Origin of the sequence: Paenibacillus sp. GCM10023252 (genome assembly GCF_042653305.1) — a bacterium.
In the GTDB taxonomy this organism is placed as follows: Bacteria; Bacillota; Bacilli; order Paenibacillales; family Paenibacillaceae; genus Pristimantibacillus.
Genome location: NZ_JBHSHW010000010.1, coordinates 46,773 through 62,679, shown reverse-complemented (window position 1 = coordinate 62,679; position 15,907 = coordinate 46,773). Strand labels below are relative to the sequence as shown.

Genomic DNA, 15,907 nt, shown 5'->3' with positions numbered 1-15,907 from the left:
CTCTAATAGACGACATACCATACCGTAACTGCCCCAGGCACTACCGCGAGCATGAACGGGAATCTTGTCCCCGAGCTCGCCCACCTTATCCAATCTCTCCAGCTCCTTCGATTCGGTCCTATATCAACAAGCGACGCAGCAAGCGAAGCACTCATGACAGCCGCTAGCCTTAGTCCGAATGAATGCTTCACAGCAAGCCACGCCACTCCGATACAGCCGGCATACAGAATCGAATACACCATGACATGAAGCACCAGCTCAGCGCCTACCCATGCCCCGAGAGCAGCGAAGAGCTTCACATCTCCAGCACCAATCCCGCGCAGCACATACAGCATCAGCATAGGCAGGAATCCAGCACCAGCGCCCATAGCTGCTTCCCACCCTCCACTCCAGCCGCCAGCTATGAGCTGCAGCAATAGACCGGCAGCCAGGAAGCTGACCGTCAATGAATTAGGAATTCGCATCTCGCGAATATCCGTGTAAGCTGCAATTAGCAGCAGGACCGCTCCCCCATACTCGTGAAAATCCACCCCACAAACCCCTCCCTCTCTCCCTATCTCCCTACCTCCGTAGCTCTCTCTCCCAGCCAAGCACGTCTCATCCAAGCTGAGTGAACTGGAGCTCAGGCCAATGCTCAATAAGCAATCCTCTATTACTTCCTCTCACTCCCCCCGCTTAGGAGGGCGCTCGACCGTGATGTGCATGGACACGCTCTTGTCAGAGGCAGAGGCGGTCAGCTCTCACTCACCCCGCTTGGGAGGGCGCTCGACGGTGAAGTGCATGGACACGCTCTTGCCAGAGGCAGAGGCGGTCAGCTCCCATACCCCCGGCGTCGTGTTGCCCGACACGAGCCATGTCCACTTCACATAGCCCTCTGCATCTGCCGTTGCACGGCCGAGGTGCTTGGCTGTGCTGTGCCCGCTCTTGTACAGCACGTCTAGCGATACCGTCTCCCCGGGTGCTGCTCGGGCAACGACTGTAGCTCGACTGCCTCGCGTGATGGGCGAGGGTTGAATAGAGACGATCTGCAGCAGACCCGCAGCTCCCTCTCCCTCACTGTCCGTCACTGCAGGAGCGGCATCACTTACCCACACCCGCTCCTCTGCGCGTTCCTTCAGGATGAGAGGCCCCTTCCTCCAAGGCAGTCTTAGCGGGAATTCATAGCTAATCTCCACCATGAGATAAGGCTCTTCCTTGCTCTGAAGATCGGGAAGCTGCAGCCTGCTAAGCTTCATGCGCTGCTTGTCCAGCACATGCTCGTCGGCGACCTCACGGAGCAGCGGCTCTACTACGGAAGCGCCAAGCTCCGTCGCCGCCGCATCCTGGAGCGGCTTCCAGTTCCCTTGCAGCGCTGAGGACAAGATTGGCCCTACCGGTGCGGGCAGCCATCCTGCCGCTTCCGCAGCAGCATCCGTCCAATCTGCCATAGGCATCGGCATTTGCTGCGCAGGTGCTAGCTGGCCTATGGCGGTGGATGTTTTTTGCAACGCTAGCTCTATCGGTCGAATGTGGGCTGCGGTCTGCCTGACCGTCTGAGAGGCAGCCGACTCCAGAGCCATCTGCACCGACGCCAGCTTAATCATATAGACGAAGACGATAATGCCTATAATTAACAGCGGCATGACAAGAGCTGCTTCCAGCACCATGCTGCCTCTGTCCTCCCGCAACCACCTCTTAATAAGCCATCCCGATTGTATTCGTCGTCTCATATCGGTCTCCAACAACCCTTCCTTGCAGCCCTCCCAGACGGGTAACCGACCTCATCACACCTGGCAGGAACCACAGTTCTACCGAAGTACGGACTTCCCCGGTGACTGCAGTCTCGATGAGCGACAGCTCCAGTCCCGTATTCTGCTTAATGACCGCAATCATACGAGAGAGTCTAGCCCCGCCGCCTCCATGCATAAGGATGAACAGCCGCAAGTAATCTCCATAAGTCACATCCACCTGCACATAACGAGACAAGGGGGCAGCCCCTCTCTCACTGAATGCAATGAGATCCTCCATCGTCCGCTCCAATCCATATATAATGGCTCCTGTTAGAATAAGCAGCGGATGCCCCAGCGTCCGGCACTCTACCAGTCCCTCCATCGTCCTCACTGCCAGCCTCATGGCGAACAGCTCTCCGTAGGCAGCAGCGAGATTGGCAGTTGGGTGATAGAATCCGTACAGGATGTATTCCACCTCTTGATTGTTGAACGTTATCGCATGAGTAACCTCGCCCGGATCTCCGCCTGTGAACAAGGATCGGAGATGCTGCGGAGTGAAGGAGGCGAAGCGATGCAGGGCATACTCACCGGTGTAGACCGAATCTCTCGATTGCTCCAGCATATCTGCCACTCCATGAAAAAGCTTGCCGCTAACAGCAGAAGCTCCCTCAGCTGCATCATGCGCATCCTCAGCCTTATCCGTGAAGCTCTGCCTGTCCGGCTCACTGTCTACCGCAGCCTGGTTGAAGGCCATGCTCTCATTGAAGTGACGCTGTACGTCTTGCCATACTCTCATGTGCTCCTCACTCTGCGGCACAGCCGTCAGCCCATGCAGCATACTCCTGGCCTGGGTCCATAACGAGCCTGCCTTCGCTTCCTGCTCCTTGCGCTTCGCGTCCAGCTCCGTATTCGCGAGCTTCTGCTTCCGGGTCACTAGCACGGTTCCCGGCTTCACATAGCTCTCCTCATATTGTTCATAGGCGATTCGCATGGAAGCGACAGCTTCCGTAAGTGTCTCATTCCATCCATCTCGAGGATTCGCAAGGCTGTCCATCACATTCGCCAGGAACCCTCCAAGCTCAAGATCCAGCGAGCTGCAGGCAGCGGTCTGAGCGGATAATTCCTGTGCATAAGCAGTGAACCATCCTGCCTGTAGCAGCATTCGTGAAGCTGACGCTCTAATATCCTTCAGCTGCTCTTGTGTCCCGCCCGGCAGTGAATTCTCCTTCGTCCCCGGAACTCCAGCAGCCTTGCCTGCTGCCCGGTCATATCCGCTTGTCTCCGAAGCAGACGCTTGATTAACGCTGTCTGCCACTTGCTCCATCTGTGTATTCACCTTGCGAGCAGCCTCCAGCTCATCCGCCGCTTGTCCCATCAGCTTCGCATGCCGCTTCATGACCGCTGTCCCTTCCTGCCTGAGGCTGTTCGCCACCGATCGCGCCCGCTCCTCATAGGCAGCAATATCCTCGGCATAGCTGGGGGCAACAGCCCTCCCCTTCGCCTCGCCTGCCTGCTGCGCTGCAGCCGCCATCTCCCCCGCTCCCTTCCTCGCCTGCTGCGCAGCTTCTGCCTTCCCCGCTTGCTGCGAAGCACCCGCTGCACCCGCTGCCTGCTGCGCACCAGCCGCTCCAGCCGCTCCCGCAGCTCTCGCCGCCTCGCTCCTCACCCACCCGGTATACTCCGCGTAGCCTGCCGCGATGCCTACTGCGTGGTCTCCTCCCCCTTGGAGGTCCGCCGCTGTTACGGGTATGCCCCCGCCTATCCCGCTCCCGCCTACTGCATCCGCAGCCAGCTGCTGCAGCTCCAATACCTTCAGCAGATGCTGCTCGCGCTTCTCATAGAGCACGCGAAGCTGCTCGAGTACATTCACCTGCACAGCAGCCTCCTTCATCGCTCCCGCCATGGGGAGGAACCGCGCTGCCAGCTCCAGCGAGAAGTCTACGGGAGCCTTCACCTTCATCTCCTCCAGCAGCTGACGCTCGAATATAGGGTGTGACCCAAGCACACCCGCCGCATTCACATGCGCCTCCTCCACTCTTGGCCTAACGACGCGGAAGCCATCACCGCCGCTACCGCTACCGCCACTGCCACTGCCACTGCCACTGCCTCCTCCTCCAGCACCAGCACCAACTCCACTGCCATTCCCTCCACCCTCATGCTCCAGACTGGACTTCACCACATGCTCGTAGATCGAATCCGCCGGCGTTCCTCCCCTCCCGAACAAGCCATATCGCTCATAGAGCCGATCATCATAGGCCGACAGTACCGAACGAATACCAGCACGGGCAGCGTTCTCCGACAGCTTGTGGAAGGATGCCAGACGTGCGTAATCTATCAAGACTCCGAAGAACAGCACGAGCGCAGCCATCACAATAACAGCGAAGATCGTCACAGACCCGTCTGACCGCCACACCAACCTACTAACTCTCTTCAACAGGCCCCCCTCCTTCTTCTATTCCTATTTTGTCATTCCACCCAGCCCAGCCTACATAGCCTACAGAGACTACAGAGCCTACTTAGCCCCCTTCCCGTTCATAATCTCCCCCGCCTGAGAACGCTTCGCCGCTCCACCCGCACTCGTCGCTGAGCCGAACTTCGCCGTATAATACCGTGCCAGGTCAACCGTCCGTATGAATTCGGCAGGCTCGACAATTCGGGCAGCCGCCATCGCCTGCGGCTCCGATCTTCCCATGCTCCGCTCCAGAGCCGCGATGGACATCGGAGCGCGAAGCTTCACCGCGATGGAACGCGCGGTCACTGCCCGCCGATAAGCCGCTTCGCCTTGGAAGGTGGTGGTGGTGAGCGGGGCGGTGTTTTGGAGGATTTTCAACTGGGGGAGGTTGTTGTCCGACGATTGGCTCACAGCTGGAACTTCCACCACGACTCCATTCCCATCCCCGCTCCCCAGGCCGAACACCGACTTCAGCATCGCATCGTCTCCGAGCCGCCAGTACAGCCCATCATACTCACCCTCAGGAGCAATGCCCGACCGGACGTCGCGCTTGCTGTTGTCCCAACGGAACGCCGTCCGCTCCGCCGTCGCAGATGCCGAATAATAGAGCAGATTATTCTGATAGAGATACATGCCGAGCAGCATGAGCAGCAGGATGACGCCGAACAGGAGCGGGAACACAGCCGAAGCTTCCAGCGTGAAGCTCCCCTCCTCCCCTTTATGAAAAGATCTGGTCCGCTTGGTCATCCGCCCGCCCCATCAACCGCTCGACAAGTGCAATAATCCAGTCCTTGAACAGCAAGGCGATGATAATGACCACCGCAATAATAAGAATGACCTCGAGAGTGCCGAGCCCCTCCTCCGACTTCCAGAACGACCTCAGTGCACGCCGCAGCTTGCTCCTCTTGCTCTCCTTGCTCCCCTTGCTTCTCTCCCTCATCTGAACAACTTCCTCTCTCCAATTAGTTATGCAGCATCATTCAGCTCATCAGCAGCATAGCAGGCGCAGCGACCAGCAACATCATGACGAGCAGCAGCCCGACGAGTGGGAACACCAGCTTCGATGAAGCCTCTTCCCCGCGCTTGCGGGCGGTTGCCTTCCGCTTCTCCCACAGCGTGTAGGACAGCTGGCGCAAGGCCAGCACGAAGTGCTCTCCGCCCCGCCGATAGTTCAGCAGCAGCACCGTCGTGAAGATAGATGCCTCCTGCACCGCACAGCGCCGATTGAACCTCTCCATCGCCCAGTCCAGCGACTCCCCGTTGCGCAGCGCCTGCACGACCGCCCCAAGCTCCTGGTACAGCGGGTGCACCGCGGCAGCCTTGGCACTCACATGCAGCTTGCCTCGCCCTGTCGCCTTCCCACCTGCAGCTCCCATGCCCATCCCGGCCACGCCACCACCCGCCGCCACCATCCCAGCAGCACCCATGCCCCCCGTGCCCCTCACCGCCGCCCCCTCCGGGGCCTCCTTCCCTTCCATACAGCGTGCCAGCGCCCCCTGCACCGTCTCGCCGGCTCCGACGAGGAGCATCAGCTTGCTTAACATCTCGGGAAGCTCCAGCACTATGTCCTGCCTGCGGCGTTCGACCTGGCGAGCCCCCTCCAGGAAGGGACGCAGCACGAGCAGCACACCGATCACCCCGCCGAACAGCACGAGCACGGGCTCCTCTGCCAGCAGACCTAGCCACGCACATGCGTACATGGCTGCCAGTCCATTCCCAGCAGCACTCGCGATCTCCCTCTTCGTACTAGCAATCGTCCATCCTGCCCCATGCAGAATAGCCAGCTTCACGTGATGATTGCCTACGAACGTCTGAATGTAGTCATCGAGCTGCTCCTTCTCCATCAGCCTGAGGAACGGGTCTACTACCAGCAGCTGATTCAGCTCCTCTGCCCTCCTCACCCGGAACAGCCTGCTCATCGCCTCCCGTCCCAGCAGCACCATCCACCCCATCGTAACCCCAATTACCATGGCAACTCCCATCCGACCCTCCGCCTCCTAGATCCGAATGTCCATCACTCTATGAATGAAGTAGTAGCATATCGCCAGTCCAATCAACACCACGGTAATGAGCACATAGCCCAGCCCGCTGTACAGCGGAGCCATATAATCAGGAGCCGCCACCCCCAGCACCCCTATGAAAATAAAAGGAACCCCCATCATCATCCTTGCTTCCCACCGCTTCTGAGCCATCATGACGCTGATCTCCTGCTGCACCTCCAGCTTCTCGCCAATCATCTGGGAGGTCCGCTTCGTCACCTCGACCAAGTCGCCGCCCGTTCGCTTGCACGCAGATAGGACATCAGCGAACTGCGTAATGTCATCCACACACGCTCGGCGAGCCAGATCGCGAAGTGCGAATTCAAGCGGCTCGCCGTTCTCAAGGCGATAGCGAATGATACTGAACTCCCGGACGACCTCCGTCCGAGAGTCGGGGTAGAGCAACTTCAGATCCTGGTGGACGGATAGGAAGGAATTGTCGACGGAGCGCCCTGCTGCCAGTGAGGACATGAGTGAGTAGAGTGCCTCCTTGAACTGCAGCTTCAGCCTCTCCTGCCTTCCCTTCAGCAAGGAATGACGCCACAGCCGAGGCGCCGCGAGGCCAGCCCAGCCCAGCAGCAGAGACAGTACAATCGAGTGGTAGAACAGGTATACAGCCCCTGCCGCACCCAAGTACCCCGCCGCTGCTCCTGTAAGGAATTGCTTGCGAGACAAGCGGTATACCGAGTAATCGGTCAACCCTTCATGCCTGTCAGCTTCCCGGCCGCCCTCCTCCCCCTCCCAGCCGCACCAGGTAAGAATCCTCTTCATACCAGACTCCCTCCTCTCTCCATCAGCCCGGCCATGTGCAGCTTGTCCCGGTGCTTCAGCTTATGACTCGTCCGCACGAGTTGACCGAGCACTCTGCCGTCTAGATTCACTCCGGTCTCTTCGAACAGGAACAGCGGCTCCATCACTACCTCACCGTCCTTCATCCCGATGACCTCAGCGATCTCCGTCACTCGGCGGGAGCGATCACGCAGACGATCCAGATGGATGACGATGTCGAGCGCTGACACCAGCTGCTGTCTAATGACCGCCACCGGGATGTCGGCTGCGCCAAGCACCATCGTCTCCAGCCGTGCCAGCATATCCTTCGCTCCATTGCTATGCCCCGTCGACATGCTTCCTGCATGTCCGGTATTCAGCGCTTGCAGCATATCCAGCGCCTCTCCCCCGCGGACTTCCCCGACAATAATGCGGCTTGGCCGCATGCGGAGCGAGGCGCGAATGAGCTCTCGAATCGGAATCTCCCCCTTGCCCTCCGTATTCGCATTCCTCGTCTCCAGCGAGACGAGGTTAGGCACGGTGCGAATCTGCAGCTCAGCCGAATCCTCGATCGTGACGATCCGCTCGTCCGAGGGGATGTACTGGGACAAGGCATTGAGGAACGTCGTCTTGCCGGTTCCAGTCCCGCCGCTGATGAACACGTTGTACTTCGCCGCGATGAGCACCTGCAGCAGCCCCGCCGCTTCCTCCGTCAGCGAACCGAGCCGAACGAGCTGCTCCATCGTCAGAGGCTGATCCGGGAACTTCCGTATCGTCATCGCCGGTCCGCGCAGAGCGATAGGCGGCAGCACGACGTGGACACGCGAACCATCCTTCAGCCGTGCATCCACGATCGGGGAGGACTCATTGACGACACGGTTCACCCCAGCGACTACCGCTTGAATGAGATCCTCCAGCCGCTCCTTGCTCTCGAAGGCGACAGGCAATAGCTGCAGTTCCCCCAACTTCTCTATGAAAATCTCCCGATAATGATTAATCATAATCTCCGTCACCTCCGGATCCTCCATCAGCGGCTGCAAGATGTCGAGGCCGCGGAAGGAATGGTACAACCGGCGGACAAGCTTCACCTTGTCCGCTGCCGTGAGCGGGTGCTGCTCGCACCAGGTGAACACCATTCGCTCCACGGTAGCCATGAGCTCCGCGTCAGATAGAGACCCGCTGCTGTCAATGGCTGAACGAACCTGATTGCGCAGCGCCAGCACCGCTTGCTCGGTAAGCATGAGGGGTAGCACCTCCTTCATCGCGGAGCAGTCTGGCTAACAGCTGCTCCACCGCCGCCCGATAGGGTGCCGATGAGAACAATCCGGCAGCGAAGCCGCCGGCCCGCCACTCGGGCACTTCCGGCAGCACGCCAATGGGACGCTCGCGCCAGGCAAGGGGCAGCGCACCCGCGTCTGCACCCGCGGTGCTTCCGCTCCCTCCGCCACCGGCGCTCAGGCCTGCCTCCCAGGCCATACTCCCGCCGGTGCGCCCTGCTCCAGCGGAGCTTCCGCTCCCTCCGCCGCCTCGCCATACCGCACTGAACCTGCCGGCGACCTGCTTGAAGCGGTCGGGCCATTTTTGCTGGGCACAGCGGAGGGCTTGGGTTGTTTTCAACTGGGGGGCGGGGTGGTTGGACTGGGTCCATAGGATGCTGCTGCATTGCTCGAATACGGCTAGATGCAGCTCGGTTAAGCCGCCGCTGTCCATGTCGACGACGACTAGATCATAGCTGCCTGAGCCCGCGATGACCTGCACGAGCTTCGCTGCATCCCCCGGATCAAGGGTCAGACGGTCCTCCATATGGTTCACGGGAGCTACATAATCCGCTTGCAGTGAGGGATGTCTGGAGCAGTAGGGACCTATATGGACGGTGGCCGGATCGGCTGCCGACTTCAGCTGATAGAGCAGCTCAGACAATCCAGCCTTGCTCTCCCTGCTATTCTGGTTAGCCTTGCTCGCTCCTCTCACCTCGCTCTCCTGGTCACCCCTGCTCACCCCTCTCACCTTGCTATCCTGGTCAGCCCTGCTCGCCCCTCTCACCTTGCTATCCTGGTCAGCCCAGCTGGCGCCTCTGTCCCGGCTCCCCAGCTCTCCAGCCATCTCACGGTCTGCCACCCAAGCCTCACTCGCGTTCCATGTCTCGAGATTGAGATAGAATGCTCGAAGCGAGCCTAGTCCGGCTTGTCCAGCCAGATGCAGGGCAAGAGTCGTCGAGCCCGCTCCTCCTGCAGGAGAGTAGACGCCAATGACCTTGGTGCCGCCAACCAGCTGTGGTGCAGCCGTACTGCCATGGGCCGCAGACGCTGCTGCATGATGAGCGATCAGCTCTCTGAGCAGCTCTGGCAGAGGCTGGTACTGGAGCACCTCTCTGCCTTCCGCGCTGGTACCTGCAGCTTCCCTGTAACGCCCGACAATTGCAGCAGTTGGCACAGCAGCCGGCAGCGCATCCCGGCATTCCGTCAGCATGAGCGGCTGCGCTGCAATGAGATCCACCGGATATTCCCCTCGCAGGAACTGCCTCAGCGCCATCGGATTCGTGAACGCCGTCACCTGCCATTGCCTGCTGTAGCTGCTCGCCCCCATATACTCCGTGAACCGCCTGATGTACTCCTCTTCCTTAATCGCAACGATGAGCTGTAATCTTCTCAGAGCCAATCCCTCCTAATCTCCCTAGCAAAATAAAAAATAAAAACGTTACTACTTAGGTACCTCCTTGCCCGCTAGCCAATAGGTGCAATTCATACCCTATCCTCGCTCGCATGACCTCACTAGCTAACCGATAGGTGTAATTTATACCCTATCCTCGCTCGCATGACCTCACTAGCTAACCGATAGGTGCAATTTATACCCTATCCTCGCTCGCATGACCTCACTAGCTAACCAATAGGTGCAATTTATACCCTATCCTCGCTCACATGACCCCGCTAGCTAACCATTCACTTGTGACAACAAAAAAAGCACCGTAAATGCCGCAGTAATCTGCGAGCATTCACGGTGCTTCCGTATCCTAACTAGAGTATTCTGTTAAGTTCGAGGTAAATCTACCATATAACGGATGAGGACGTCAAGCCTCTGCTTGACAGCCTCTACCTAACAAGCTGCCTAACACACTGCTGCTATCTTCAGTTCCTCAGCCGCAGCACATCCTCCACAACGAAGCCTACGCAGGGGACTCGCTCCGAGTGTATCGTATCTCCCTGCTCGAACAGCTGGAGCAGCTCATAGGGCTGACCTTCCTCCACTAGCACATACTGTTCAATAGTCAGGTTACCCGGATCCACAATCCAGTACTCAGGCACCCCGAATCTGGCATATGACTCCTTCTTCATAATCCGATCGCGCTTCGCACTGTTCGGAGACAAGATCTCTATAACCAAGTCGGGCGGCCCAACAACTGCATGTTCCTCAATGATGTGAATTCGACTTCTGTGAATCATTAGGATATCTGGCTGACGAGTCTCACCGGTATCAAAGATGACATCCACCGGAGCGTGCATCATAATGTACTGACTGTCACAGCTATCCGTCAGGCTGCGCTCCAGCTCTACACTAATTCGCTGATGAGCTGTCCCTGGCCCTGGCTTAAGCTCCAGCCTGCCTCCTATAATCTCATACTGGTTCCCGTCTTCAGGCAGCTCTGCATAGTCCTCATACGTCCAGCCCGATTCCTTCATCTGCGGTGTGACCTGCCTCTTAGGTTCATAGCTCATCTAATCAGCCTCCTTAACACAGCACGCCCCGAACTTGCCTCTATGAGGATGTCCGGGGCGTGCTTCGCCATGTCTATTACTATCGAGTATACTATGTGCATGTATTCGGTTCAAGCATGTGTTACTATATGTATAAAATATATGAACGGAGTGAGTGCGATGGGTAGCTATACGGAGATTGACCAATTAAATCAACGATTAGACGAGCTGCGTCCACTCAAAAAAAATGACCTTGCTAGCTTACAGAAACATTACTTCGTTGAACGAGTATATCACTCGAACGCCATAGAAGGTAATACACTGACCCTGCTGGAAACGGCGCTGGTATTAGAGAAAGGGATAACCATCGGCGGTAAGCCGCTCAAGGATCATCTTGAGGCAGTCAACTTAGCTGAAGCGATGGAATACATGGAGGACGTTGTTAAGACTGGAGATTTGAGTGATAAGCTGATTAGGGACTTTCACTTTATTATTTGCAATCATGAGAAGCACAAGGGGACCTATAAGCAGTATGCTAATCGTATTGTCGGATCAGAGATGGTCCCAGCCTCTCCCTTCGAGACGCCTTATAGGATGGAAGCCCTGTTCGACTGGTATGAGGAGAACAAGTCTACTCTGCACCCTGTAGAACTCGGAGCTGTATTTCATCAGGACTTTGTTAATATTCATCCATTCCAGGACGGTAACGGCCGAACCGCACGCCTATCTCTGGACTTCATCCTAATGAAGAACGGCTACCCGCCTGCTATGATCCGGGTGTCTGATGAGAAGCTTAGGGAATACTATAGTTCCCTTGAACATTATCACTCAACTAGAGATCGAACACCATTTATTACATTTATCACAAGCTCCGTGAGGGACTCTCTGAATAACTACCTACATGCCATACGGAGTTGAGCAGTACCTCTAATCGAGCCAAGTAAGTGGTTCGGTGTGGATCGTTACGTGCTCGGAGGTTGGTATTATCAAAATCTCCCGTGCTAGTGCTTGTCTGCTGCAGTGTCAGTTCCTCAGCCGCAGCATGACCTGCCTCGTGGGCTCATAGCTCATCTAATCAGCCTCCTTACTTAACTGCTCGTGTTGCTAGGAATGAACTGGTATAGGTGTCCAGCAGCCGCTCGCCTCCATAGGTATCTTCGTAGAATCCGTTAATAACGAACCCTGCTGAGAGCTGACCCTGTATCTGAGCTTCCAGCGTATGACCGAATTCTATGGCAGCCCCCTCCTCATGATCAGCAAGATATTCCAGATCAGAGTACGGGAGAGGATGCTTCACTTGGAGGACTCCTTGCTCTTGAAGTGACCAATCGAACAGGTAGAAGACGGGGTTCATGAACCCACTGATGAGAGTACCCCCTGTACGAATAATACGATATGCTTGGTTCCAGACGACTTCAATATCAGGTATGTAGAGATTAGACACAGGATGAATGATCAGATCGAATTGTTCATCTGCGAATTCACTCAGATCAGTCATGTCCCCTAATACGGTATTGATCGTGAGTCCCTCTCTCTCTGCCACAAGTCTGTCCTGCTTCAGTTGCCCCTCTGAGAAGTCTAGTACAGTCACATTCCCTCCAGCAGCTGCCAACACTGGACCTTGCTGTCCTCCTCCAGATGCAAGGCATAATATAGTTTTCCCTTGGAGAGAGGGGAACCAACCTCTGGGTACTGGCTTGGTAGCAGTAACCGTAATCTCCCATACACCCTCCTTCGCCTTCTGAATCACTTCGCTGCTAACTGGAATACTCCACGGGCTGCCGCTGTTCACCTTCTCATTCCAACTGCTTATATTCCGATTAATAACATCCATATCTGTATCACTCCTTGTCGTAGAAGTCTTTCGTAATCAACGCTTATAGTCGTTGTATCAGTGTTTAATAGACTGCTAACCATATTGAAGTTATAAATCCTTCATGCTATGATTATACTTAATTACAGGAACGGTGCGCTAACACCGTTCCCCTCGTCAATAGCCGCTTTTAAGGGCGGTTGGCTTGGTCAAAGGGTGCGAACTAAGAAAAGTAGGCTAACCTTTGCTGAGGGGGCCTACTTTTTCTTGTGACTTCGATCACTGGCATCACCCCCTTTCAGGGGAGATTACCAACCGCCCTTACAGCCATTCTATTAATGCTTATAGTCATTATATCAGAAGTTGAACGTGTTCAATAGACTGCTATTTCACCTCCGCAGTACATTTACTAAGGATTCAATAGCTTTATTCTTAAGCTCAGGATTCAGTCCCCAACTGAACGGGTGAGATTGATGGCCTTTAGAGTCTATGGCACATACGATTTTATCCGATTCCTTAGACCACTCTTGCACTTCTCTCATTCTTTCCATGAAAACTTTTTTAACAAATCCCATGATTACAAACTTAGAGCTACTGCATTCCTCCAGGAATCTATCTCTCTCATGTGTTACTGGATCTTCTAACAAAGAACGATTAATTTCCTTGGTGGAGGAAATGAAATGTTCTACTTTCTTATGATAGTCCTCCGCCTTCTTCCCGTCTGGTTGACTTGCAGACTTATCCCACTCCGAATTATCCTTAAATGTATAACTCCCTGGATTAGTCATAACCACAATGCCAAGCAGCTCATCTGAGCTTGAATCACCTAGTTGAATGTGCGTAGAATGACGTACTGATAAGACCTCACCCTCATGCTTACATCGGGTAATTGAAGCGGTAACAAGCTCAGGAAATACTAGGGGTTTCGGCAACTATACACAGCTCCTCTTAGAATTAATCTGTATAACACTACAAAAAAGCCCAAGAGCCTAAGGTCATTCGACCTTAAGTTCTTGGGCTTCATTGTTCTTGTTCCTTAGTACTCTTGCTCTATCCTCTGCGACTTGCCTCTAATCTAACTCTACCTCTACCGAATCGATGATACCGGTCAGATAAGGGGAGTCTGGCTCAGGCGCCTGCCCCAGCACGAGCAGCAGGGCGACATAGTCGACATCAGGCTGACCGCTCAGGTTAGTACGGACAGTGAACGTCGATGTGCCTGGTTCAATAGGAGTTCCTGCCTCGTCGCCAATATAGCCTAGGAACAGATCGCTATCATCCTGTCTGGTCAGCACCGCCAGCTCCTTGCCGGTCTCATCTGTCACTGTCAGCTCATTGCCTACTACACCTTCAGCGTAGAGGTACACCGCATAACGTGCGTACTCGTAACTCTCGCCATCCGAATTCACGACGGTGACCGGGAAGTCAATGGTCCGTCCGACCACCTGCGGCTCTCCGATGTTCAGATCCAGCTTATTAATATCCAGATCGATGTAATCACTGGCTAGAGCATCATCAAGCGATGGAGTATCTCCCTCACCGATCCACAGCTCGACTAGCCCTAACTGGACGACGTCAGCTGCATCACCCGCTTGAATATTCAGTTCGAACTGGCTGTTGTATCCATAGCTCAGCGAGCTGCCCACCTGATCCAGATAGCCGGTGAATTCATCGGTATCACCTATACGTGCGAGCGAAGTCTCCTCACCATCTCCATAGGTCACCGTCAGAGAATCACCCTCTACCCCTTCCAGGTACACATACAAGCCAGCTGTCGTATCCTCATACTCTTGTAGCTTCAGGTTCACAGCCTGTCCTGCGACCCGAATAACCCCGTCCTCTATCGTAGGGTACTCCGTCCAGATGTCCAGCATCACTTCGCCTTCGGTCAGCTCATGAATCCCTTCAGCAGATACGATCGCATGCTCTTCTCCCGGAGATCCCTTCGGAGCGAGCCATACGGTGAAGCCGATCTGGGGATGCTCCCGCACATCATCCAGCGTCAGTCCGAAGATCGTCCAATGATTCTCCCAGCTCTCGGTATCCATGGATACGCCAGCTTCTCCGCCATAATAGCCTACGAATGTATCCGTACCTGCTACTCGGTGCAGCTCGAACTCTTCCTCACTATCCGGATCGGAATCTACCGCGAGGATGTCATCCCCTTCAATACCTTCCACTTCAAGCTTGACCCCGTACTTCAGACCATCCACGTCTTCTCCGAAGTTCACAACCTGAGTATCGATATTGAAGTACCCTTCGTAAAAATAAGCCTCAGCCGTCAGTCCGATATCATAAGGTGTCGCTGATGGTGTTGGCGTCGGTGTGCTTCCTGTACCGCCGCCTCCGCCATTACCGCCGCTCCCGCCTCCAGGGGATGGAGTCGGCGTCACAGTCGGCTTCGGAGATGGAGTAGGAGACGGAGGCCCTTCTTGGGTCTCGATAGCCCCCTCTTGCTTACCAAGCTTGGAATCATCGAGGTTAACGATGATAGCCTTCGTCCTTGCCGTGATGCGCGTGACTGAGGAATGACTGAAGGTTAGGCGGACTGGGGTGCTTTTGTCAACGATGAGATGTCCAATCTTCGCTCCCTTGAAGTGAATGCTGTTCACTCCGCCGCCGTACACATAGGTCGTTCCCTTCACGGTCACATTCGTCAGCTTCACATCCCCTTCGCCTACATGGGCTCCAAGAATGAGATCGCCCTCAATCTGCACATTCTGCAGATGAACCCCATCCACATCAATCAGGACGTCTTGCTTCAGCTTCGTTGCCACCTGCTCCGGTCCATAGGTTCCCGGCTTGTGGTAGATCTGAATCTGCTGCGTAAGACGGCTCAAGATGACGACTGCCTCTGCGCGGGTCAGACTGCCATTCGGCCAGAATGCCTGACCTTGACCCTGCATGAGGTTATGCTCGGCTGCGACAGCTACCGCTCCCTTCACCCATGCCGCCGCCTGCTTCACATCCGTGAAGGAATCAGCGCTGTCTGTCCCATCGACGCGATATTGCGTCAGCTTGGTCAACACCGCAGCAGTCTCAGAGCGGCGAATGGGAGCATCAGGCTTGAACAGGTTGCCAGGATAACCGGAGATGTAGCCGGCCTGGCTCGCCTTGCTCACTTCCTTGCTGTACCAGCTGTCAGCGGGCACATCGGTGAACACTTCCTTAGATTCCTGCTCATAACCAATGACCTTATTCACCAGCGTAACCCATTCCGCACGCGTCACAGGCGCATCAGGCCGGAACGTCCCGTCCTCATACCCAGCGACATAGCCTTGACTCGCCATAGCGAGGATCGTATCCTTCGCCCAATGCTTGTCGATATCCGAGTAGGTCACACTAGCTGCTTGAGCCCCCTGCCCTTGCGGCAGCAATAATCCTATGAACAATATAACGGCTGCGAATCCAGCAATAATAGATTTCAACGACAT

General features: G+C 55.7%; 14 protein-coding genes. 1 reads left to right on the top strand and 13 read right to left on the bottom strand.

Annotated features, from left to right (window positions below; all coding sequences use genetic code 11):
* Positions 1 to 2 precede the first annotated feature (2 nt).
* The 10 genes from ACFO9Q_RS08475 to ACFO9Q_RS08430 form a co-directional block, all read right to left on the bottom strand.
* Positions 3 to 530, bottom strand: coding sequence for an A24 family peptidase (locus ACFO9Q_RS08475; protein ID WP_379180755.1), 528 nt, complete (start codon positions 528 to 530; stop codon positions 3 to 5).
* A gap of 210 nt (positions 531 to 740) precedes the next feature.
* Positions 741 to 1,646, bottom strand: coding sequence for a hypothetical protein (locus ACFO9Q_RS08470; RefSeq protein ID WP_379180753.1), 906 nt, complete (start codon positions 1,644 to 1,646; stop codon positions 741 to 743).
* A gap of 28 nt (positions 1,647 to 1,674) precedes the next feature.
* Positions 1,675 to 4,143 (bottom strand): TadE/TadG family type IV pilus assembly protein, encoded by a 2,469-nt coding sequence (locus ACFO9Q_RS08465; RefSeq protein WP_379180751.1) that lies wholly within the window; start codon positions 4,141 to 4,143, stop codon positions 1,675 to 1,677.
* Positions 4,144 to 4,221: 78 nt separating this feature from the next.
* Positions 4,222 to 4,908, bottom strand: coding sequence for a TadE/TadG family type IV pilus assembly protein (locus ACFO9Q_RS08460; protein WP_379180749.1), 687 nt, complete (start codon positions 4,906 to 4,908; stop codon positions 4,222 to 4,224).
* The gene (locus tag ACFO9Q_RS08455) at positions 4,880 to 5,101 is read right to left on the bottom strand and encodes a Flp1 family type IVb pilin (RefSeq protein ID WP_379180747.1); all 222 of its coding nucleotides are present in this window, start codon (positions 5,099 to 5,101) and stop codon (positions 4,880 to 4,882) included. Before ACFO9Q_RS08455 ends, ACFO9Q_RS08460 begins: the two co-directional genes overlap by 29 nt.
* A 40-nt stretch (positions 5,102 to 5,141) precedes the next feature.
* Positions 5,142 to 6,143 carry a type II secretion system F family protein gene (locus tag ACFO9Q_RS08450; RefSeq protein WP_379180745.1) on the bottom strand — a complete coding sequence of 334 codons (1,002 nt, stop codon included), beginning with the start codon at positions 6,141 to 6,143 and terminating at the stop codon, positions 5,142 to 5,144.
* Positions 6,144 to 6,158: 15 nt separating this feature from the next.
* A complete protein-coding gene (locus ACFO9Q_RS08445; RefSeq protein ID WP_379180742.1) occupies positions 6,159 to 6,971 on the bottom strand; it encodes a type II secretion system F family protein in 813 nt (270 codons plus the stop codon).
* Positions 6,968 to 8,209 carry a CpaF family protein gene (locus ACFO9Q_RS08440; RefSeq protein WP_379180740.1) on the bottom strand — a complete coding sequence of 414 codons (1,242 nt, stop codon included), beginning with the start codon at positions 8,207 to 8,209 and terminating at the stop codon, positions 6,968 to 6,970. The genes ACFO9Q_RS08445 and ACFO9Q_RS08440 overlap by 4 nt, the downstream gene beginning before the upstream one ends.
* Entirely contained in the window at positions 8,154 to 9,626 is a 1,473-nt protein-coding gene (locus ACFO9Q_RS08435; RefSeq protein ID WP_379180738.1) for a hypothetical protein, read from the bottom strand. Before ACFO9Q_RS08435 ends, ACFO9Q_RS08440 begins: the two co-directional genes overlap by 56 nt.
* 467 nt (positions 9,627 to 10,093) lie before the next feature.
* Positions 10,094 to 10,681, bottom strand: a complete 588-nt coding sequence (locus ACFO9Q_RS08430; RefSeq protein WP_379180736.1) for a Uma2 family endonuclease — start codon at positions 10,679 to 10,681, stop codon at positions 10,094 to 10,096.
* A gap of 159 nt (positions 10,682 to 10,840) precedes the next feature.
* Between ACFO9Q_RS08430 and ACFO9Q_RS08425 the strand changes: the two genes are divergently transcribed.
* Complete coding sequence (locus ACFO9Q_RS08425; protein ID WP_379180734.1) at positions 10,841 to 11,578, top strand: Fic family protein; 738 nt, start codon at positions 10,841 to 10,843, stop codon at positions 11,576 to 11,578.
* A 166-nt stretch (positions 11,579 to 11,744) separates the two neighbouring features.
* Here ACFO9Q_RS08425 and ACFO9Q_RS08420 read toward each other — a convergent pair whose 3' ends face one another.
* The 3 genes from ACFO9Q_RS08420 to ACFO9Q_RS08410 form a co-directional block, all read right to left on the bottom strand.
* Positions 11,745 to 12,494, bottom strand: a complete 750-nt coding sequence (locus ACFO9Q_RS08420; RefSeq protein ID WP_379180732.1) for a class I SAM-dependent methyltransferase — start codon at positions 12,492 to 12,494, stop codon at positions 11,745 to 11,747.
* 368 nt (positions 12,495 to 12,862) lie between these two features.
* Entirely contained in the window at positions 12,863 to 13,405 is a 543-nt protein-coding gene (locus ACFO9Q_RS08415; RefSeq protein ID WP_379180730.1) for a hypothetical protein, read from the bottom strand.
* 138 nt (positions 13,406 to 13,543) lie between these two features.
* A complete protein-coding gene (locus tag ACFO9Q_RS08410; RefSeq protein WP_379180728.1) occupies positions 13,544 to 15,901 on the bottom strand; it encodes an S-layer homology domain-containing protein in 2,358 nt (785 codons plus the stop codon).
* Positions 15,902 to 15,907: the final 6 nt, after the last annotated feature.